Annotated in this window: 17 protein-coding genes; 7 read left to right on the forward strand and 10 right to left on the reverse strand. The window is 59.5% G+C overall.

The features are described from left to right. The first annotated feature begins 180 nt into the window (after window positions 1-180). The 3 genes from ACEG18_RS06440 (at window position 181) to ACEG18_RS06450 (ending at window position 2,970) form a co-directional block, all read left to right on the forward strand. Window positions 181-957: a radical SAM protein gene (locus ACEG18_RS06440; RefSeq protein WP_372541821.1), complete on the forward strand. Its 777-nt coding sequence runs from the start codon at window positions 181-183 to the stop codon at window positions 955-957. Window positions 958-1,012: 55 nt separating this feature from the next. Then, window positions 1,013-1,900 (forward strand): type I methionyl aminopeptidase, encoded by an 888-nt coding sequence (gene map / locus ACEG18_RS06445; RefSeq protein WP_372541822.1) that lies wholly within the window; start codon window positions 1,013-1,015, stop codon window positions 1,898-1,900. A 134-nt stretch (window positions 1,901-2,034) separates the two neighbouring features. Beyond that, complete coding sequence (locus ACEG18_RS06450) at window positions 2,035-2,970, forward strand: D-2-hydroxyacid dehydrogenase (protein ID WP_372541823.1); 936 nt, start codon at window positions 2,035-2,037, stop codon at window positions 2,968-2,970. Window positions 2,971-3,144: 174 nt separating this feature from the next. On the opposite strand, the gene ACEG18_RS06455 is transcribed toward ACEG18_RS06450, so the two are convergent. The 3 genes from ACEG18_RS06455 to ACEG18_RS06465 form a co-directional block, all read right to left on the reverse strand. Further along, window positions 3,145-3,639 carry a PIN domain-containing protein gene (locus tag ACEG18_RS06455; protein ID WP_372541825.1) on the reverse strand — a complete coding sequence of 165 codons (495 nt, stop codon included), beginning with the start codon at window positions 3,637-3,639 and terminating at the stop codon, window positions 3,145-3,147. Continuing rightward, window positions 3,632-4,012 carry a hypothetical protein gene (locus ACEG18_RS06460; protein WP_372541827.1) on the reverse strand — a complete coding sequence of 127 codons (381 nt, stop codon included), beginning with the start codon at window positions 4,010-4,012 and terminating at the stop codon, window positions 3,632-3,634. The genes ACEG18_RS06455 and ACEG18_RS06460 overlap by 8 nt, the downstream gene beginning before the upstream one ends. Before the next feature lie 216 nt (window positions 4,013-4,228). Beyond that, on the reverse strand, window positions 4,229-5,614 hold the full coding sequence (locus ACEG18_RS06465) for a M18 family aminopeptidase (RefSeq protein ID WP_372541829.1): 1,386 nt from the start codon (window positions 5,612-5,614) through the stop codon (window positions 4,229-4,231). 161 nt (window positions 5,615-5,775) lie between these two features. Here ACEG18_RS06465 and ACEG18_RS06470 point away from each other — a divergent pair, with 161 nt between their 5' ends. Beyond that, window positions 5,776-6,861 carry a carcinine hydrolase/isopenicillin-N N-acyltransferase family protein gene (locus ACEG18_RS06470; protein ID WP_099432157.1) on the forward strand — a complete coding sequence of 362 codons (1,086 nt, stop codon included), beginning with the start codon at window positions 5,776-5,778 and terminating at the stop codon, window positions 6,859-6,861. A 140-nt stretch (window positions 6,862-7,001) separates the two neighbouring features. Beyond that, window positions 7,002-8,081 carry a 6-phosphofructokinase gene (locus tag ACEG18_RS06475; protein WP_372541831.1) on the forward strand — a complete coding sequence of 360 codons (1,080 nt, stop codon included), beginning with the start codon at window positions 7,002-7,004 and terminating at the stop codon, window positions 8,079-8,081. A gap of 523 nt (window positions 8,082-8,604) precedes the next feature. On the opposite strand, the gene ACEG18_RS06480 is transcribed toward ACEG18_RS06475, so the two are convergent. The 4 genes from ACEG18_RS06480 to ACEG18_RS06495 all read right to left on the reverse strand — a co-directional run bounded on the left by ACEG18_RS06480 (window position 8,605) and on the right by ACEG18_RS06495 (window position 14,530). After that, window positions 8,605-8,925, reverse strand: a complete 321-nt coding sequence (locus ACEG18_RS06480) for a hypothetical protein (protein ID WP_372541833.1) — start codon at window positions 8,923-8,925, stop codon at window positions 8,605-8,607. Window positions 8,926-9,370: 445 nt separating this feature from the next. Continuing rightward, on the reverse strand, window positions 9,371-10,291 hold the full coding sequence (locus tag ACEG18_RS06485) for a helix-turn-helix domain-containing protein (RefSeq protein WP_372541835.1): 921 nt from the start codon (window positions 10,289-10,291) through the stop codon (window positions 9,371-9,373). A 766-nt stretch (window positions 10,292-11,057) separates the two neighbouring features. Continuing rightward, the gene (locus tag ACEG18_RS06490; protein WP_372541837.1) at window positions 11,058-13,823 is read right to left on the reverse strand and encodes an FtsX-like permease family protein; all 2,766 of its coding nucleotides are present in this window, start codon (window positions 13,821-13,823) and stop codon (window positions 11,058-11,060) included. A gap of 5 nt (window positions 13,824-13,828) precedes the next feature. After that, window positions 13,829-14,530: an ABC transporter ATP-binding protein gene (locus ACEG18_RS06495; RefSeq protein ID WP_117635686.1), complete on the reverse strand. Its 702-nt coding sequence runs from the start codon at window positions 14,528-14,530 to the stop codon at window positions 13,829-13,831. A 271-nt stretch (window positions 14,531-14,801) separates the two neighbouring features. Here ACEG18_RS06495 and ACEG18_RS06500 point away from each other — a divergent pair, with 271 nt between their 5' ends. Both ACEG18_RS06500 and ACEG18_RS06505 read left to right on the forward strand, forming a co-directional pair. Further along, window positions 14,802-15,440, forward strand: coding sequence for a GyrI-like domain-containing protein (locus ACEG18_RS06500; protein WP_372541839.1), 639 nt, complete (start codon window positions 14,802-14,804; stop codon window positions 15,438-15,440). A 185-nt stretch (window positions 15,441-15,625) separates the two neighbouring features. After that, window positions 15,626-16,861, forward strand: a complete 1,236-nt coding sequence (locus tag ACEG18_RS06505; protein WP_372541840.1) for a chloride channel protein — start codon at window positions 15,626-15,628, stop codon at window positions 16,859-16,861. 209 nt (window positions 16,862-17,070) lie between these two features. Here the strand turns inward: ACEG18_RS06505 and ACEG18_RS06510 are convergent, their stop codons facing one another. From ACEG18_RS06510 to ACEG18_RS06520, 3 genes are all read right to left on the reverse strand, one after another. Then, window positions 17,071-18,432 carry a sensor histidine kinase gene (locus ACEG18_RS06510; RefSeq protein WP_372541841.1) on the reverse strand — a complete coding sequence of 454 codons (1,362 nt, stop codon included), beginning with the start codon at window positions 18,430-18,432 and terminating at the stop codon, window positions 17,071-17,073. A gap of 2 nt (window positions 18,433-18,434) precedes the next feature. Beyond that, a complete protein-coding gene (locus ACEG18_RS06515) occupies window positions 18,435-19,118 on the reverse strand; it encodes a response regulator transcription factor (RefSeq protein ID WP_118206580.1) in 684 nt (227 codons plus the stop codon). A 228-nt stretch (window positions 19,119-19,346) separates the two neighbouring features. Next, a complete protein-coding gene (locus ACEG18_RS06520; RefSeq protein ID WP_372541842.1) occupies window positions 19,347-19,925 on the reverse strand; it encodes a methylated-DNA--[protein]-cysteine S-methyltransferase in 579 nt (192 codons plus the stop codon). Between the last annotated feature and the right edge of the window lie 280 nt (window positions 19,926-20,205).

Below are 20,205 nucleotides of genomic sequence, written 5' to 3' on the forward strand. Positions count from 1 at the left end.
GTTGGATAGACCCGCATTGCCTTACGCCTTGTTAACAGATTAACTGTACCCGACCTGAGGCTTTTCATGGCACGGCATAATAAGCGACGTGAAAAAACGAAACTTGTAAAGCAAGAGCCCGCACCTTGCTTTGGAGCCGATGCTATGCTTAGGCACAATTGTCTTGAGGAGCATATGCCTATGTCTACGTTTTTGAATGCCAGCCCCATCTTTGGGCCCGTTCGCAGCCGTCGCCTTGGTCTCTCGCTCGGCGTCAACATGATGCCGGCCAGCGGCAAAATCTGCACGTTCGACTGCATATACTGCGAGAACGGCCTCAACGCCGAGCGCCCCTGCCATGAGCCGCACAACACAGCCGCCGTGGTACTCGGCGCGCTCGAGGCCAAGCTGCGCGAAATGGCAGCCGAAGGCGAGCTCCCCGATGTGATCACCTTCGCAGGAAACGGCGAGCCCACCGCCGCACCGGAGTTTCCGCAGGCCATTGCCGGCGCCGTCGCGCTGCGCGACGAGCTTGCCCCAAACTCCAAGATCGCCGTGCTCTCCAACGGCACGCGCGCCGACCGCCCCCAGGTACACGATGCGCTCATGATGGTCGACGACAACATTCTTAAGCTCGATACCGTCGACCCGGCGTTTATCCAGCCGCTCGACCAGCCTGTTGGCCCCTACAACGTCGAGCACCAGATCGAAACGTTCGCGAGCTTTAACGGTCACGTTATTATCCAGACGATCTTTTTGACCGGCGAGTATCAGGGCAAGCTCATCGACAACACCGGCGAGGAGTACGTTGCCCCCTGGCTCGCGGCGCTTGAGCGCATTCGCCCACAAGAAGCGACCATCTACACGGTGGCGCGCGAGACACCGGTCGCCGGCCTTGCCAAAGCAGCGCCTGAGGTGCTCGACGCCATTGCCGCGCGCGTCCAAGCCCTCGGCATTCCCTGCCAGGTGAGCTACTAGCGCACAGCTGCTCTGAAGGTGGGCTATACTAGCTGCGAACGAAAGGAAGTTAGCCATGTATGACAAAGGACCCGTGCCCGGCCGCAACGACGCTTGCTGGTGCGGCAGCGGCAAGAAATATAAGAAATGTCACAGCGCCTTCGACGAGCGCCTCGAGCGCCTGTGGGAGGAGGGCTGGGAGGTTCTGCCCCGTACGCTCTACAAGACGCCCGCCGACATCGAGGGCATCAAGCGCTCCGCCGCCATCAACGTGGGCGTGCTCGACTACGTAGGCGAGCGCATCGCCGCGGGCATGACCACCAACCAGATCGACCAGATGATCTACGACTACACCGTCGAGCACGGTGGCACGCCGGCCGACCTCAACTACGAGGGCTACCCCAAGAGCGTGTGCACCTCGATCAATGATGTGGTCTGCCACGGTATCCCCTGCGATACGGACGTGCTGCACGAGGGCGACATCATCAACGTGGACTGCTCCACGATCTTGGACGGTTACTTTAGCGACTCGAGCCGCATGTTCTGCATCGGCGAGGTCTCGGCCGAGCGCCAGCGCCTGGTCGACGTCACCCGTGCCAGCGTGGAGGCGGGTCTGGCGGCCGTTAAGCCATGGCTGCCGTTGTCCGTTATGGCCGAGGCAGTGCAAAAGACCGTCGAGGACGCCGGCTTTAGCGTGGTGCGCGAGTACGGCGGGCACGGCATCGGTAAGGAGTTCCACGAGGACCCGTTTGTGGGCTTTACCACCGAGGCGCCCGATGTGGACACCATCATGGCCCCGGGCATGGTCTTTACCATCGAGCCCATGGTCAACGCCGGAGCGCCCGACATCAAGATTAGCAAGGGTGACGGTTGGTGCGTGCGCACCAAGGACGGCAGCGATTCGGCCCAGTGCGAGGTTCAGCTCGTGGTGACCGAGGACGGCTACGAGCTGCTCAGCTGGTAGCCGTGGATACGCCGGGCTACGCGATGGATATGTTAACCATCGCGCAGCCCGGCGTTTTTATAGCGTTTTGCCTGATAAAACCTGCCAAAATAAACCTGTCCTTTTTTTGGTAGGTTGAGCGGAGAGGACTGCCTGTGAACATCCTGGTTTTGTTGCCCGTCAACGACCGTCATCGCGCAATTCTTGAGTCGAGCGCTCCGGGCGAGGACTTTATCTACACGAGCGCCGACGCCATCACGCGTGAGCAGGTCGCCAACGCCGACATGATCTTGGGCAACATAGACCCTGCTCTGCTTACCGCGTGCGAGCACCTCCAACTGTTGCAACTGCAGACCGCGGGCTATGACGATTACTTGGCCGCCGGCACCGTGCCAGCCGACGCTAAGCTTTCCTGCTCGGTGGGCGCCTACGGCCAGGCCGTGAGCGAGCACATGTTTGCCATGGTCCTTTCCATGATCAAGCGCCTGCCCGGCTATCACGACTTGCAGCGCGAGCATCGCTGGGAGGATTTGGGGCCGGTCACCTCGCTCAAAAACGCCAACGTGCTGGTGCTGGGCGCGGGCGATATCGGCGGCCACTTTGCCACGCTCTGCCGCGGCATGGGCGCGCACGTCCGCGGCATCAAGCGCCATCCGCTCGTCTACCCCATTGTGTTTGAGGACATGGACGGCATGGACGCCCTACCTGAGCGCCTGGCAGAGGCCGACATCGTCGCATCCTTTATGCCGAGCACACCCGAGACCCGCGGTCTGGCGAACGCCGAGTTCTTCGCCGCGATGAAACCAGGCGCCTTCTTTGCCAACGGCGGCCGCGGCGACCTTGTGATCACCGACGACTTGGTTGCCGCCCTGGAGTCAGGACATCTCGCCGGCGCCGCGGTCGACGTCACCGACCCCGAGCCGCTGCCTGAGACAAGCCCACTGTGGGATGCGCCCAACATGCTCATCACGCCGCACGTCTCCGGCTGGTTCCACCTGGCCGCCACGCTCAACAACGTGGTCGATATCGCCGCGGAGAATCTGCGTCACCTGCAGGCCGGCGAGACTTTACGTTGTTGGATCGAGCATTAGGGTTCCGCCGTTCTAACGAACGGCGGACCACTCGACGCTGCGAGCCCGCCGTTTGGCCAATCTGCCGTTCAATTTCAAAGGCGCGACCAGAAGGTCAGCGCCTTTTCATTTCACGGCACCTTGGCTCAAACGGCGGGCTCTCGCTGACTTTTGTTCGGCCAGTGAGGTCTAGAGCTATTTGAGCGTTGCCAAGTACTTTCTTGCGTTTTCGACGTTCATTGCTGCGACGGGCGCATGCGAACAGAGCTTGACATCGTTGGTGACCAGGAGATCTGCTTGAGCACGTATCGCTGCCGCAATGATTAAATCGTCTTCGTAATCGCTATGGAGCTCACGCTGCCTGCTCGCCATCCATATGTCACTCAGGTCGCAGGGTACCGGCGTGGCAAGTTGCGACAACACGTCGAGGCAATCCCATGCAAGTGATGTCGACGCCACGGCGGCATCTTGGGACAGTGAGCCATGCTCTCGCCGATACCATGCCTTATGTTCGCTTGAAATCAAATAGAACAGGTCTTTGGACGATGTCGCCGCATACAGCAAATCCACCTGCGCCGTGCATGCATCGCGTAAAAACTCAATCGCCACCGAACGACCACGTCGTGAGGGAATGAAATAATCGAGCCACACGTTGGTGTCAACCAAGATGCGCTTTGGAGCCTCACTCATAGAGCCAGCTCGTCTCCTTGCCATAGCGATCCGCATAGGCATTCCGTTTGAGCTCTTCGTCGTCCGATGGCTGAGCCCTGACCATATCGATTCCCGACTCACGGCAAGCGGCAGCGAACAGCTTCGACCCCTGATCCATGAGCTCGAGCTTACGTTTGGCGGCCTTTTCGCGCTCGCGCTGCTCCGCCCGGGCACGACTGGGCAGCAGGATATCCTCGAGCGCGCCGGGGCGATCGGCCAGCGACGCTGCAAGCTGCCAGAGCGCTCGCACCGCTTGGCTCGGCGTCATACCGGCCCTGGAAAGAGCGGCGTCCCCACTCCTTTTAAGATCGGCATCGAGACGTACGTTGATCTGAGCGGCGGTTGTGGTCATGACCCTTCCTTAATACTTCAAAACTATCATAAAACTCTATGGTAGATACGTAAAGCATGTATAGCATTTACAAGCATTAGCCGCACTCTGTACACAAAAAGCCGCCGAGGCACACTGCACCTCGGCGGTTACGTATCACCGATCCAGTTCGGTTTCACCTTTTGCATTTGCCCAGATAAAACCTGCCAAAATGAACCTGTCCCTTTTTGGTAGGTTTTAGAACTCTACGCTTTCGGCGCCGTTGATACGGAGGTCACGCTCGTAGAAGGCGGTGAGGGCGCGGATGGCGTACATCACGTCGCGTACGCCGCCGGTCTCGTAGCTCGAGTGCATGGCCAGCTGCGGCAGGCCCACGTCCACGGCATGCATGCTCGCCTGCATATTGGACAGGTTACCGAGCGTGGAGCCGCCGGCCATATCGCTCTTGTTGGCGAAGGCCTGCGTGGGCACGTCGGCGTCATCGCAAATAGCCTGGAACACCGCGCGGCTAAAGGCATCGGTGCAGTAGTGCTGGTTGGCGGCCTCCTTGATGACGATGCCGCCGTTGAGCACAACCTGGTTGCGGGCGTCGCACTTCTCGGCGTGGTTGGGGTGCACGGCATGCGCGTTGTCGCAGCTCACGAGCATCGAAGCGGCAAGCGCACGGTGGTACGACTCGTCGTCAAAGCCCAGCGATCCGTTGATGCGGCGCAGCGCGTCGGCCAAGAACGTCGACATGGCGCCCTGCTTGGTCTCGGAGCCAACCTCCTCGTTATCAAAGCAGCAAAAGACCGAAACGTCGTGCGCATTCTCGGCACCCAAAAATGCCTGCAGCGAGGTGTAGGCGCAGGCCAGGTCGTCGAGCTTGGGCGTCGAGATAAACTCGTCGGCCCAGCCCCAAATGCGCGCATCCTGACGATTGACCAGGAACAGATCGCGGCCCAAAATCTGCTCGGGCTCAACGTCCAGCTCGTCGGCGATCAGGGCGTCAAAGTCGCCCTGCTTAAGGTCACCAGCGCTGATGAGCGGGCACAGGTCAACGGCTCGGTTGGGAGCAAAGCCCTCGTTGACGCCACGGTTCATGTGGATGGCGAGGCTCGGGATGATGGCGACCTCGCGCTCGGTGGCAAGCAAGCGACTCTCAATGCGGTCACCCTCGCGCACCAACACGCGGCCCGCGAGCGCCAGCGGGCGATCGAACCAGGTGTAGTCGATCATGCCGCCGTAGGCCTCGGTGTTCAGGCGCAGCGTCTCGCCCGCGCCGTCAAGCTCAGGCACGGCCTTGACCTTAAACGTCGGCGAATCGCTGTGCGACGCCGTGAGCTGAAAATGATAGTCACCGGCAACGCCGTCCTCGCCCCACGTCGCGGCCAGGTCCTCGCCCACCTTAAAGGCGATAACGCTCGAGGTGTTGCGCTGCGTGTAATAACGCCCGCCCGGCTCGATATCCCACGCCGCGTTCTCGGGCAGGTAGGTAAAGCCCGCCTCGTCGAGCTCGGCCATAATGGTCGCCGCCGTATGGAACATGCTGGGGCATGCCTCGATAAAGTCGATAAGGTCGTTGGCGGCCTCGATATCGTCGGCCGTCACGTGCGCGCGCTCGGGCGTTTCCTGATCCGTCATGCTCTCCCCTTTCGCTGGGTTGATGGTCCCTTCCAGCATACCCCGCCACGCCAGCGCCGCACTCTTCATTCCGCGCTTAATTCCGCGCCACTCACCAAGTTGAGCCATCATGCCCGCGCTCCTTTTGCGACAATTGCGCTAACAGGACGAGAGGAGCCGTCATGAAGCCACGTAACATTGCCATCGCCTGCGGTGTCGCGGGAGCCGCCGTCGGCCTTGCCGCTGCCACCGGCATCGTTTATCACAAGCAAATCAAGTCCGTCGCGTCGCTCAAACGCTTGACCGACTATGCGGATGGCTATGACCTGTACGCAATCGACATTGCCTACGACTACGATCTTGATCGCGTCATCGCCGCTGGCGTGCGCGACGACCAGGCCTACATCGATGCCGTGGTGGCGCAGGTGTTGCCCGGCGTGCCGGCACATGTCCAGGCGCCCCAGTTTGCCTGCAGCGCTTTTGTCGCCGTAGATGCCGAAGGCCGCGTGCGCACCGGTCGCAATTACGACTTTAAGGACGACACCTCGGCGCTGCTGGTGCGCAATCACCCGCGCAATGGCTATGCCTCCATCGGCTTTGCGGCCCTCAATAACCTGGGCGCCAACACTCCGCTTGACTCCGTCGCCGGACGCGCCGCCGCACTCATGGGCCCGTTTGCCCAGCTCGACGGTGTTAACGAATACGGCGTGTCCATTGCCGTACTCACCCTGGATTCCAAGCCCTGTGACCAGGACACGCAACGCCCCGTCATCAACACCTCGCTCGCCATCCGCCTGGTGCTCGACCGCGCGGCTACCACGCAGGAGGCCGTAGACCTGCTTTCCGCCTACGACATGCACGCCATGGCCGGACGCGACTACCACTTCTTTATCAACGACGCCGCCGGTGACGCGCGGGTGGTGGAGTGGGATCCGCGCGATCCCAACCGTGCATGCAAGGCAACGCCCGTACGCCAGGTTACGAACTTCTACGCCTGCTATGGCAACGAAGTGCTGCCCAACCAAAAGAACGGCGAGCTGGGCCATGGCAAGGAACGCGCCATCGCCATCGCCGATGTCCTCGACGCCCATACCGGCGCCCAAGATGAGGCAGTCGCTTGGAAGGCCCTGCGCGCTGCGGCGCAAAAGCCCAATCCGGAAGACATCACCAGCAACACGCAGTGGTCGGTCGTCTTTGACAACACCGAGCCCGCTGCCGCCATCACGCTGCGCCGCCACTGGGGCGACGTCGACGCCTTCGCGCTGTAAGGAGCTGGCACCGTCGCCCTTACGCTTGCCTGACGTTGCTTACATTTCTATACGCTTGAGCTAACACCTTTTACCCCCGCATCAACAGTGTGCGGGGGTAAACTTATGCGCATGTTATAACTTGCCCGGAAGGATTCATCATGCTTAGGATCGGTCTTCTTACCAGTGGCGGCGACTGCCAAGCGCTCAACGCCACCATGCGCGGCATCGTCAAAACGCTCATGACCAATAGCGAAGAGCCTATCGAGATCTATGGTTTTGAGGACGGCTACCAGGGCCTTATCTACAGCAGGTTCCGCGTCATGTCGCCCGCCGATTTTAGCGGCATCCTCACCCGCGGCGGCACCATCCTGGGCACGAGCCGCACACCGTTCAAGCGTCTGGACATTCCCGAGGCCGACGGCGTCGAGAAGGTACCCGCGATGGTCCGCACCTATCACAAGCTGCAGCTCGACTGCCTGTTTATGCTGGGCGGCAACGGCTCCACCAAGACCGCCAACCGCCTGCGCGAAGAGGGTCTCAACGTTATCGCCCTGCCCAAGACCATCGATAACGACACCTGGGGCACCGAGATGACCTTTGGCTTTACGAGCGCCATCGACGTCGCCACCAAGTGCATCGACGACATCCACACCACCGCTTCGAGCCACGGGCGCGTGTTCGTCATCGAAATCATGGGCCACAAGGTTGGCTGGATCCCGCTGTACGCCGGCGTTGCGGGCGGCGCGGACGTCATCCTGATCCCCGAGATCCCCTACGACATGGACCAGGTCATCAAGACCATCGAGCATCGCATGGAGACCGGCAGCCGCTTTACGATCGTAGCCGTCGCCGAGGGTGCCATCTCCAAGGAGGACGCGGCGCTGTCCAAGAAGGAGTACAAGAAGAAGCTTGCCGAGCGTACGAGCCCGTCGATTGTCTACGACATCGCCAAGGAGATCGAGGCCAAGACCGGTCGCGAGACCCGCGTCGCGATCCCCGGTCACACGCAGCGCGGCGGTCAGCCCGACGCCCAGGACCGCATCTTTGCGACCCAGTGCGGCGTCGAGGCGGCACTCGGCTGCCTGCGCGGCGAGTTTGGCTACATGATTGCCCTACGCGACGGCAAGATGTGCCACATGCCGCTCGAGGAGGTCGCCGGCAAGCTCAAGTATGTCGACCCCCAGAGCGATCTGGTGCGCGAGGCCAAAGCGTTGGGCATCAGCTTCGGCGACGAATAGCCTCGGCTGGAACCGCCCCCATCGGAGACCCCAGGGCTTACCTCCCAAATCGTCCTCGGACATGTCAGGACCCCGCCGTGCGCTTCGCGCGGCGGGGCCCTTCCGTCCTGCGGAAAGATTTGGGAGGTAAGCCCTGGGGTCTCCTGCGGTAACTGGGGAGGCCGAGGCTATTCGTCTTCTTGCTGCGGGTGCCTGGGGTAGAGTGCGGCGTGCATTTTTGGGAATATTCAGCATTCGGGGGCGCTTGCATACTGGATTTTGGGCGAAAGGCAGGCGCAATGGGCCGCATCCTGTAGAAAAACGAGCGGCTCTTGAGGCGTTGGAGTTCAGAATCAGGACTTTAAGCGCTGTATTATGCGCCCGCTCCCGCACCCGCGGACTCCGGGACGCTGAAAACTCCGGAATTTGCACGCCGCCCCCTGGGGTACCTGTGGGCAAAAAGCAACCGACCCGCCGAAATATGCAATCGGCGGGGCGATTTATGCAAAAAGGCGGTTGTGGTTGCGCATGTCGCTCAGCGTTCTTACCGGCAGATGCAGCGCCGCGCGTAGCTCTTAATATCTTCGGTAAAACCCTCAAGGTCATCGAGCGTAATCACGTTATCGGAAAGCAAGTTGGCTATCTCATAACGCATAGTGCTGCGGCGAATATCGTTTACCAGCACTCCTGAGGACAGCTTGTCCCTATTGATGCGCTCCTCTAACGCCCAAAATCTACTGGACGCTTCGCTGTCGCCGTTTAGCATCTCGATGTACTGGCCGATGAGCATTTCCATATAGCTTTCTTGCCATTTTGGGAGCAGCTCCTTGAACAGCCTCCAGTCTTTTTCGGCTACCTCGCCCATATTTCCTCCGTTCGCCAAACAGGCTTAGCAATTTGATATTTATTCTATTCGGTTTTTCGCTCGCAGCCGTGAATGAGGGGGTCCTCGGTATTCGAGCTTGAGCTTGGATGAGCCGTGTGCCACAAAATGGGTCTATCTACTACGTTTACTGCCACACACTCGACCGTGGCGAAGATCGTAAAATAAAAACAGCAGGTAGAAGGCTTGCTGATTTTCAAAATAAGCGGGTATGGTCGACCCCGTCGAGTTCATCGTAGTAGATTGGCCCTTTTCGTGCGCGCGGTGAGTTAAATGCCAATTCCTGTGCCGGAATTGCCCGGTCCATTCGTAAGCTGCGGTGAAATGGGGCTGCTGGACGCTCCGAGGTTCTCAAACGGTCCGTATTTCACCGCAACTTTGAAGGGGTGAGCGGCGTTGGCTGGGTGATGCTGACGGCCAGAACGGCTTAAGCTTGCTTGCGGTGTTTCCATTGCTTTCGGCACCAGCGCATGAGTGCTTTTACAACTGGGATGGTGATGAGAATGACCCATGCAGGATGAGGCTGTCCCAAGCAGAGCCACATATAGAGGAACCAAGCAATGGCGGCTGCCGGGTAGATGGCGTCGATAAGCTTGGATAGATGACGTCGGTCGATAAAGTCACCAAGCGCGTAGTAGACGGGAATCAAAAAGACGAGGAAGAGCCCCATAGCCCACGTGCCGTAGATAATGCCGAACGCCAGATATGCAAGGGCGACAAGTGCAGGAAAGGGGAACTTGTTCCACGCGCGACCGAACTTGGTGTGGAAATGCTTGCCATGATGGTCGAGTTTGTCGTGCGCCTCCTTCCAGCTCGCAAACGTCTCGCCGTCGATGGTGACGGTGCCGTCGGCATTGGTATGCACGCTGTGCCCATCGTCCTCAAGCGTATCGACATGTATGCCACCCGGCCCAACATGGACCTCTTCGCCCTTGCGCTCGTTAGCCACATGGATACCATTCCAGCCAACATGGACCTCTTCACCTTTGTTGGGATCAATAACGTGGATACCATGCGCGAGAGAAATATCGACAAGTGGCTTATCCCCGCAATTCGTATGCTCAGTAGAAGTCTCGGTTTCTTCGGTCTCGTCCAAATTGTCTGCGCTAGAGTCACTGTCTGCCGAGTCATCGATATCACAAACCGCTTCCCCATATAGCAGCTCATCCAGTGACACACCATACAGCGCGGCGAGTGCAATAAGGTTATCGGTATCGGGCGAGGATTCGCTGCGCTCCCATTTACTGACAGCCTGGCGGCTTACGCCCAGCTGGGCGGCAAGTGCCTCCTGAGAAAGCCCAGCAGCTTTGCGGCGATCGACGAGGCGCTGTGCCATCGCAAGATCCATGGTGGTTCCTTTCGTGTGGTGACCGTTGAAGAATGACCCGAGTATGTCGAGAACAGCCGGTAGCGACCACCATTTCTAGCTTGAATCTGCCCCAACCCTACCGCAACTACCGGTAGCAGCCCTCACGACCAGCAATTTCATGACAAATGTCAGTGCAAGTTACAGCCAAGAACTCCATCATTTCAAGTCCTCCACCCCAAGCACCCGCAGCAAGAAGACGAATAGCCTCGGCTAGGACTGCCCCCATCGGAGGCCCCAGGGCCTATCTCCCAAATCGTCCTCGGACATGTCGGGACCCCGCTGCGCGCTTCGCGCGGCGGGGTCCTTCCGTCCTGCGGAAAGATTTGGGAGATAGGCCCTGGGGCCTCCTGCGGTAACTGGGGAGGTCGAGGCTATTCGTCTTCTTGCTGCGGGTGCCTGGGGTGGGGTGCGGCGTGCATTTTTGGGAATATTCAGCATTCGGGGGCGCTTGCATGCTGGATTTTGGGCGAAAGGCGGGCGCCAAGGGGCGCATTCCGTAGAAAACGAGCGGTTCTCGAGGCACCGGGGGCTCAGGATCGGAGTCTTCGGCGCGGTTTTGCGCGCCGATACCCGCTCCCGTGGACTCCGGGATGCTGAATATTCCGGAATTTGCACGGCGCCGACTGGGGTACCCGAGGGCAAAAGGCGACCGCCCCGCCAAAGTATGCATTCGGCGGGGCGGTTTATACAAAAACGCCGGTGTGAACACGCTGGCGGCTTGCTAGAACCTGAATCCCAAGTCAGGCTACTCGGCGCTCTTGAGGGCGCCGACCATGTCGATCTTGTTGAGGGTACGATTGGTGGCGAGGTTGACGATAAACGTAAAGCCAAAGGAAAGCACCACGGCGAGCACGTAGCTCAGCGGCTCGACCTCAACATCAAAATACAGCGACGGCATCTGCAAAATGTACGTAAAACTCTCGGCCAGCAAGCCGCCCAGCGGCACGCCCAGCGCAGCGCCGATCGCCGTGAGGATCAACGTCTCCTTGTTGACGTAATGGTGCACCTCACCGCGACGGAAGCCCAGCACCTTGATGGTCGCCAGCTCGCGTTCGCGCTCGGAGATGTTGGTGTTGGATAGCGTAAACACCACCACAAACGATAGGCACGCTGCCATAAAGGTCACGAGCACCACGACCGAATTGATAATCGTAAAGTTCGCCTCATAGTTTTCCCAATGCTCGGCCGTACTCGAAATCGTAAGCCAACCGTCACTCTTAAGATTCTTGCTAAACGCAATCTGGTCGGCCGACGAGCCCTTAAGCAGCACAAAGATGCCGTTAAGGCGCGCGCTTCGACCGAACACACGCTCATAGGTGCCCTGCGTCATATAAAGCGTGTTGCCCAGATAGTTGAGCGAAATGTCGCTGACTTTGACCTTGGCAGCATTGAGCGACGAATCCTGGACGTGTGCCGTATCGCCCGGCTGAATCCCAAGCACCAGCTGTGAACTTTTGCTCAGATACACGTCTCCGTCACGCAAAGACAGCGGCTCTTTGGACTCATCCTCCAGGCGCACGTAGTCGTCCAAGTCACTCGTGCGGTCATCGGGCACCACGATCAGCTGCACGGTCTCGCTCTTGCCGCCAAACGTAAAGGTAACGTTGTCGGTCATAATCGGCAGGGTCGAGGTCACGGTCACGTTGGAATCATTGGCCGCGCTGCGCTCATCCAATGCCGCGCACGTTTGCGAAAAATCGTCGGGATTGGCGACCGCCAGCAGGTCGTAGCGCGTGATATGCCCGTACTGTTTGGGCGAAAGCGCCACCGACGTGTCGCGGATGCCCATACCGCAGATCACGAGCGCCGTGCAGCCGGCGATACCGAAGATGGTCATAAAGGCACGCTTTTTGTAGCGGAACAGGTTACGCGCCGCCACCTTGTTTAAGAAGCCCATGCGGCGCCAGATAAAGCCGATGCGCTCAAGCAAGATGCGCGAGCCGGCGCGCGGGGCCTTGGGGCGCATGAGTGAGGCTGGGGTCTCGGCCATCTCGTGGCGGCAGGCGATAATCGTAGCGCCCACCACGCCCACGGCAAACAGCGCCACCGAGACGATCGAGGACACGATGTCGTACGAAAGCAACATCTGGGGCAGCGAGTACATGTCGTCGAACACCGTAAACAGGAACAGCGGCAGGCCCACAAATCCGATGATGTTGCCGAGCACGCCGCCGATCAGACATGCCCACAGCGCATAGTCCACATATTTGGACAGGATGCGCTCGCGTGAATAGCCAAGCGCCTTGTACAGGCCAATGAGCGTGCGCTCCTCCTCCACCATGCGCGTGGCGGTGGTAAGGCTGATGAGCACGGCGACGACAAAGAAGATAAATGGGAAAACCGTGGCGATGGCCTCGATCGAAGAACTGTCGCTCTCGACGCTCGAGTAGCTTGCGATGTTACCGCGGTCCTGGATGTACCAAGTGCATTCTCCCAGATCGGAAAGCTCGGCGCGGGCATCGGCAAAATGCTGGTCAGCGGCGGCGCGGCGCTGGTCCAACTCGGCCTGAGCCTGGACGCGCTCCTCGCTGCCCTCGGCCATGCGATTGATGTTGCCCTGTTCAATCCCAAAGAGCATATTCGCCTCGCGCTCGGCCGTATCCAAGCTTGCCGGCGTGTCGACCGTCAGCTCCTGAGCGCGCGCCTTCTCACGCTCCTCGCGGATCTTCTCGATATTGCCCTTGACCTCATTGATCTTTGCCGCGTAGGCATCTGAATAGGAGTTGAGGCTCTTGGCTCCCTCGACGATCACGTGGACCGCGGAGTAGGAAGAAGATGTCGCGGCATCCTCGCTCACATAGAACTTATAGTCCGCCGCCGAAGCAGCGCGAAAGGCGTTGACTGTCGAGTCGGAGCTCACATCAGTAGGATCGAGGACCTCGGCCGTAATGGTGTAATCGCCCGCGGCAAACTGATCCTTGGCACTTTGGTTGGACGAGCTCGCGTCATTGGCGGCAAAACTCACCGTATCGCCGAGTTTTTTGCCCGAAGCCTTCAGGAACTTAGATGTCACCGCGACCTCATCGGCGCTCTCGGGCAAATCGCCGCTCACGAGCACCGGTTGATCGATATTCTCCTTGGAAAGACTCTGCACGACCACGCGCTCGCGCGTTGTGCCCACGGCGGTGTAGGCGGTCTCGGTGTAGATGCCCTCGACCGTCTCGACGCCGTCAACCTCTTGAATGGCCGCAAGATCGTCGCGCGTAAGGCCATAGGTCGACTGCACGTTAATGTCATAGACATTCTGCTGGTCAAAATAGGCGTCAACCGAATCGCACAGGTCCTCGCAGCCCGCCTTAAGGCCGCACATCACGCTCACGCCAAGCGCAGTGATGACCACGATGGACAAGAAGCGCTTAAGACTGCCTCGGATTGTGCGGTAGATGCCACGGCGAAAAACCGTCGGCACCATATCGTTTGAGCTTTGAGCGGTGCGGTAGGTCGCGAACTCCCGGTCGCGACCCGCGTGCTCCGTATCGTGGTTTTGGCTGTTTTGGCGGTCCTGGTCCATGGGCGCTACCACTCGATCGTCTCGATAGGCACGGGATTTTGCTGGACCGTCTCGCTCTCCACGCGGCCGCTCTTAAAGCGAATCAGGCGATCGGCCATGGGCGCCAGCGCGGAGTTGTGGGTGATGATAATGACCGTGATGCCTTGCTTGCGACAGGTGTCCTGCAGCAGCTGCAAAATCTGCTTGCCGGTTTTGTAGTCGAGTGCACCCGTGGGCTCGTCGCACAAAAGCAGCTTGGGGTTCTTGGCCAGTGCGCGGGCGATGGACACGCGCTGCTGCTCGCCGCCCGATAGCTGCGCGGGGAAGTTGGCGAGGCGCTCGCCCAGGCCAACCTGGCGAAGCGTCTGTTCGGCATCGAGCGAATCGGGGCAAATCTGAGCTGCGAGCTCGACGTTTTCGAGCGCCGTCAAGTTGGGGACCAGATTGTAGAACTGGAAGACAAAGCCGACGTCGGCGCGGCGATATTCCACGAGCTGCGCCTCGTTGGCGGAGCTCACGTCGCGCCCGTCCACCGTCACGGTGCCGGAGGTCGCCGTATCCATACCGCCCAGAATGTTGAGCGCCGTGGTCTTGCCGGCACCCGAGGCGCCCAGAATGATGGCGAGCTCGCCGCGCTCGACCGTAAAGCTCGCGCCGTCGAGCGCATGAATGCGGGCATCGCCCTCGCCGTATGCTTTGATGACGTCTTTGAATTCAATATAGGCCATCGATTAATTCCCATCTGGTCGGATAACTCTTTAGTATTACCCATTTCGCACCTACCAAAAAGGGACAGGTTAATTTTGGCAGGTTTTATATGGGGAAACGGTAGCTATAGATGAGGCGCCGGGGAGGCAGAGACATCATCGACGGGGTCAGACCGACCGCCAAACACAACGCACGCATCTCAATCTGTCAGCCAAATCATTCGAACAGCTGTTCGTTTCTATGATATGATTCCGCTATCTGAGCAGGCCAATACGCAGAAAGGGGGCCAACATGGCGTTCGACTTTAAGAAGGAATGCAAGGAGCTCTACAAACCTGCAAGCAAGCCGAGCATCGTAACTGTCCCGCCTATGAGCTACGTAGCCGTTCGCGGAAAGGGCGACCCAAATACCGAAGGTGGCGAGTATCAAAACGCCCTGCCGCTGCTTTACGGCATCGCCTATACCGTCAAGATGTCGAAGAAAGGCTCAAGGAGTATCGAGGGCTATTTCGACTTTGTGGTACCGCCGCTCGAGGGTTTCTGGTGGCAAAACTCCCCGAGCGACGACATCGATTATGTACGCAAAGACGATTTCAACTTCATCTCGTGCATCCGCCTGCCCGATTTCGTCACCCGAGATGACTTTGACTGGGCAGTCGCGGAAGCCACGACCAAAAAGAAACTGGACTTTTCCACCGTCGAGCTGCTTAAAGTTGACGAGGGTCTCTGCGTTCAATGCATGCATACCGGACCCTATGACAGCGAGCCGGCGACCGTAGACGCCATGCATGAATACACGACCGAGCAGGGCTATGTCCCCGACTTCTCAGACACCCGTTTACATCACGAAATCTATCTCTCCGATCCACGCAAATGCGCACCGGAGAAACTTAAGACCGTGGTTCGTCATCCTATCAAGCGCGCTGAATAGCGTGGGGCGTCATTTCACGCGCTGGGTTTTAAGCCAGCCAACCAGCCGCCTCCTAGGCCGTCCGGTAATTATCTTGACGCGGCCCATCGCATCTTATTAGTTTGTTTTGCTAAAGCTGGAAAGCCTCTCAACGATGCGCAACTCCAGCTCTTTTTCTATCAAGAGAGCAAGTGTCAGAAAGCAAAATGTCAGAAAGCAACGTATCGAGCAGGATTAAACGCCTGGTCAACACCTATAGCGGCCTCGTGCTTATGGGTGCCGTCGGAATCCCTATCGGCATCATCGTTGGCGCCATCTGTGCCCTTTTTGGTCGTGTGCTCCTGGCAATCGGCGCCTTCCGGGACGCGCACGTCGCGTTGCTGCTCCCCTTTCTCGCTCTTGCGGGCCTTGCCATCGTGTTTGCCTACCGCACCTGGGGCAAGGGCACCGACCGCGGCATGAGTCTGGTGTTCGACGTAGGCCACGGACGCGAGGACGCCATCTCCCCACGTTTGGTGCCGCTCATTATGCTGAGCACGTGGGGGACGCACCTCTTTGGCGGCAGTGCGGGACGCGAGGGCGTGGCCGTGCAGATCGGTGCAACCGTCTCGCATTGGATTGGCCAGCGTCTACCTTTCCGAGACCCCGGCAACACGTTTTTGCTTATCGGCATGGCCGCTGGCTTTGCCGGACTCTTTCGAACGCCGCTCGCCGCTACGGTCTTTGCTGTCGAGGTGCTGGTCGCCGGACGCATGGAATACCGCGCGCTGTTTCCCGCGCTTACGGCTTCACTTGCCGCAAGCATGACCTCCGGCGCTCTGGGACTCGAGAAGTTCGAGGTCGCCATTACCGCCTCGTATGCGCTCGACCTCCCCGGTCTTGGACGGCTGGCGTTGTTGGGTATCGCGTTTGGTATGGTAAGTGGCGCTTTTGCCTGGTGCCTTGCCCACGCCAAGACCCTTGCGGCGCGGCTGTTCCCCAACCCTTATACGCGCATTGCCGTTATGGGCCTTGTGCTGTCGGCGATTTTGTTCGCGCTGTGGCAAGGGCGATACTGCGGACTTGGCACCAACCTGATATCGGCGGCACTCAACGGTGACGGCAAGGTCGCCATCATGCCTTGGGACTGGGCGCTCAAATTCACACTCACCATTGCCACGCTTGCCGCAGGATATCAGGGTGGCGAGGTAACGCCGCTGTTCTCCATCGGCGCCAGCCTGGGTGTCGTGCTCGCCGGGATTCTCGGCATGCCCGTCGAGCTCTGCGCCGCGCTGGGATACGCCGCCGTCTTTGGCAGCGCCACCAACACGCTACTCGCGCCGATCCTCATTGGCTGCGAGGTCTTCGGTTTCGGTAATCTGCCGATGTTCTTCATCGTCTGCGTTGTGGCTTATCTGTTCAACATGGACAAATCGATCTACGCTCTGCAAAAGCGAGCGTAGAAAGATGTCCAAGCAGGTGGTCTCAACCGGAAACGGCATGCCACTCTGAGGCTGTATTCCGGGACACGGTTTCCGCTAGGCCCTCCAAGGGGAAAGTTCATCCCATTCCGAGGCGTCAAACCGGGACACGGTTTCCGCCCACAGCCTCCTCCATCGACGTTTCCCCAGATAAAACCTGCCAAAATAAACCTGTCCCTTTTTGGCAGGTTTTAGAGGCGGACGGTGAAGGTGATTTGGTTGCCGCTGCCGCAGACAGAAGCGCTCCCGCCATGTGCTTCGGCGATGGCGCGCACGACGGACAGTCCCACGCCCGAGCCGCCTGTCTTGGAGCTGCGCGACACGTCCGCACGATAGAAACGGTCGAACAATCGGTCCAAGTCGCCTTCGGGCAGCTCGTCCACGGCGTTCGATACGATAAGCTCGGCGGCGCCCTTACCCTTGCCGTGCGAGACGGCGCGCAGGCTCAGCTCGATCACGCTGCCCTCGCTCGCATAGCGTGCGGCGTTGTCCAACAGCAACTCAACCACCTGCGTCACCGCCGCGGCATCGGCATGGACCCGCACGCCGTCCGCAATCGATATCGACAGATGCTTGCCACGCGAAACCGCCACCGACTTAAACGGCGCGGCTGCCTTGTCAACTGCCTCAGCAAGATCGATCGACGCCATGGTAAAGCCCGCCGAGCCCTCGTCCATGCGAGCCAAAAATACCAGACGCTCCGTCAGCGCCGTCAGCCGCGCGACCTGCTCGTGGATGCTCTGCGTCCACTCGCTCTCGCCGCTCTCAATCTCTTGTACCTCGTTCGCGGCATCAATCACAGCCAGCGGCGTCTTGATCTCATGGCTTGCATCGGTAATGAACCGCTTTTGCTTGCTGTAGCTCTCGACCATCGGTCGAATTACCGCGCCCGAGGCGCCCGCCACAATTGCCAGCACCGCCAGCCAGCCAATGCAGCTGATTGCCACGCTCGCGCTCAAAAACGAATGGAAGCTTGCAAGCTCGCGCGAACAGTCCACGAACACATAGGTGGTCTCGCCGTTCTGCATAAAGGCACAATAGCGGTAGTTAGAGACAAATCCCAAAGTAGAGCCCTTGGAGTATAGTTTTTTGGCAATGTGCAGCGCGCGTTTGGGACCAATCGCCGCAATACACGTTGTATCGATGCTAACCGACTGCCCATCGAATAACGTGACCTTAAAATAACGCGTATCAAATGGAGACTCGGCAGTCGTTCCCTCAAAGCGCTTAAAGGACTTAGCCGGCACATCAAAACCGTCATCCATATCCCCGGCGGAATCGTCACCCAGCGCTTCTGTCCAATCGATGCCGCCCTTGCCTGCCAGGATATAGTCCAAGCGCGCATCGGCCATTTTGCAGACGTGCGAGTAATTCACGACATTGATGCCGGCAATGATGAGCGTGAGCACCACGGTCACGGCGCCCATGGCAACGAGGATAAACTTGCGACGCAGGCGGCGGCCCAATGCGTCAGCAGAATTTGCCCGCCCTGCACTACGAAAGGTGGCACGAAACCGCTCAGTCACGTGCTTCCACCACGCGCGTACGCTCACGCCTACTCGCCTTCCTCGACAACCTCGAGCGAATATCCCTGGTTGCGCGACGCGCGGATGGCCACGTTGGCACCCAGCGCCGTCAGTTTTTTGCGCAGGTACGAGATATAGACCCACACCACATTGGCGCCCTCGGGCGCGTCCTCGCCCCAAACCTCGAGCATCAGACGCTCGGTGGGCATGCGCGTGCCGGCGTTGCGCATAAAGAGCTCCATGAGCTGAAACTCGCGATTGGCCAGATGCTCCTCGCCCAAGGGACCCACAAGCGTGCACGATGCCGTATCGAGACGCACATTGCCCACGCTGAGCGTCGTGGCATCAATTGCCGTCGCGGCACGCGTCATGGCACGAATACGCGCAAGCAGTTCCTTGGCGGCAAACGGCTTGGTCAGGTAATCGTTGGCGCCGGCGTCCAAGCCCTCGACCTTATCGGACACCTCGCTTTTTGCCGTAAGCATGATGATGGGCAGACGTTTACCGGCCTCACGTGTGCGCTTGAGCACCTCAATGCCGTCCATGCCAGGCATCATGATGTCCAGAATCGCGGCGTCATAGTCGTTAGCGAGCAGATACTCGAGCGCCGTCAGACCGTCGAGCGCGGTGTCGACCTCGTAGTCGCTATGTTGAAGAATCGCGGTAAGGGCGCGGGAGAGGCCAGGTTCGTCCTCGGCAAGCATCAGCTTCATAGTTGCTCCTTTGGCGCATGGAAATACAGGTTTCGATACTGCCGATAATAGCGCACCGAAAGCTGCCTTAGCACAGCCCTAGCGGCTCAACCTGCGCGTTTTCAAATACGCAAGATATGGCTTAGCCAAACTTAAAGCGCAGATGCCAAGCGTCTGGACGCATGCCGGCCGTAGAAGGACGGAGGCTCGTCCTTTCGCGGCGTCCTAGTTATGCAAAGCGTTCGAGCGTTATTCCTCGTACGCGCCCTCAAGCCGAAGCAGCCACTCCTTGCGGTCAAGCCCGCCGGCATATCCGTTGAGCGATCCGTCGGCCGCCACCACGCGATGGCACGGCACAATAATCGAAATGGGATTACGCGCGACCGCAGCCCCCACGGCACGGGGAGACACAACGGGCGCCTCATTTCCCGGCACCCGATGTCGAGCGGCAACACGCTGGGCGATCTCGCCATACGTAGCGACTTCGCCACGCGGAATAGAAAGCAGCTCGTACCAAACTTCACGCTGAAACGCCGTGCCAATCATATGCAACGGCGGCGTAAACCGAGGTTCCTGCCCTGCAAAATAAGCATTCAGCCAAGCCCAGGAACGCTCAAGCACCGAAGAGGCCGCACCATTTGCCGGACTCACCGACGATATGCCACCAATACCGGAAACCGCATCGGCGCCTTCAACATGTTCGGAGTCTTCCCGGAGAAGCGTGGAGCCAAAGTGCTCCTGCCCCTCAAACCAAAGCCCCGTCAGACCGCGGCCATCAGCGGCAAGCAAGATTTCGCCCAAAGGCGAAGCAAACGTCGTCGTGACCACCAGCGGCTCCTTTCAAAACTCCGCAACATAATACCGCGAATTGTGCAGACAACCTCAATCGACCCCAAAGTCACCCAAGGCAGCAGGCGCAAAGCGCCGCAGCTGCCGGCCGCGCTCCGCAGTCCCCAAAGGCGGCAGGCGCGAAGCGCCGAGGCCGCCGCCGGGACCAGGGCCCGCAACAGCCACGCGCCCCCACATCAGCCCAGCGGCCCCAACCAACAACGGCCCCATCGCAGGCCGCTTACAGCAGCGTCACCGCAGGCGGGGGCCGGGCTTAGTT

Source organism: Collinsella aerofaciens, assembly GCF_041537385.1.
Taxonomy (GTDB): Bacteria; Actinomycetota; Coriobacteriia; order Coriobacteriales; family Coriobacteriaceae; genus Collinsella; species Collinsella aerofaciens_BV.

Bases quoted from the DNA above. Each gene is read 5' to 3' on its own strand.
- map (WP_372541822.1), top strand. From the start codon at position 1,013: ATGTATGACAAAGGACCCGTGCCCGGCCGCAACGACGCTTGCTGGTGC.
- ACEG18_RS06480 (WP_372541833.1), bottom strand. From the start codon at position 8,925: ATGGGCGAGGTAGCCGAAAAAGACTGGAGGCTGTTCAAGGAGCTGCTC.
- ACEG18_RS06455 (WP_372541825.1), bottom strand. From the start codon at position 3,639: ATGAGTGAGGCTCCAAAGCGCATCTTGGTTGACACCAACGTGTGGCTC.
- ACEG18_RS06500 (WP_372541839.1), top strand. From the start codon at position 14,802: ATGGCGTTCGACTTTAAGAAGGAATGCAAGGAGCTCTACAAACCTGCA.
- ACEG18_RS06505 (WP_372541840.1), top strand. From the start codon at position 15,626: ATGTCAGAAAGCAACGTATCGAGCAGGATTAAACGCCTGGTCAACACC.
- ACEG18_RS06440 (WP_372541821.1), top strand. From the start codon at position 181: ATGTCTACGTTTTTGAATGCCAGCCCCATCTTTGGGCCCGTTCGCAGC.
- ACEG18_RS06490 (WP_372541837.1), bottom strand. From the start codon at position 13,823: ATGGACCAGGACCGCCAAAACAGCCAAAACCACGATACGGAGCACGCG.
- ACEG18_RS06475 (WP_372541831.1), top strand. From the start codon at position 7,002: ATGCTTAGGATCGGTCTTCTTACCAGTGGCGGCGACTGCCAAGCGCTC.
- ACEG18_RS06470 (WP_099432157.1), top strand. From the start codon at position 5,776: ATGAAGCCACGTAACATTGCCATCGCCTGCGGTGTCGCGGGAGCCGCC.
- ACEG18_RS06495 (WP_117635686.1), bottom strand. From the start codon at position 14,530: ATGGCCTATATTGAATTCAAAGACGTCATCAAAGCATACGGCGAGGGC.
- ACEG18_RS06485 (WP_372541835.1), bottom strand. From the start codon at position 10,291: ATGGATCTTGCGATGGCACAGCGCCTCGTCGATCGCCGCAAAGCTGCT.
- ACEG18_RS06460 (WP_372541827.1), bottom strand. From the start codon at position 4,012: ATGACCACAACCGCCGCTCAGATCAACGTACGTCTCGATGCCGATCTT.
- ACEG18_RS06465 (WP_372541829.1), bottom strand. From the start codon at position 5,614: ATGACGGATCAGGAAACGCCCGAGCGCGCGCACGTGACGGCCGACGAT.
- ACEG18_RS06515 (WP_118206580.1), bottom strand. From the start codon at position 19,118: ATGAAGCTGATGCTTGCCGAGGACGAACCTGGCCTCTCCCGCGCCCTT.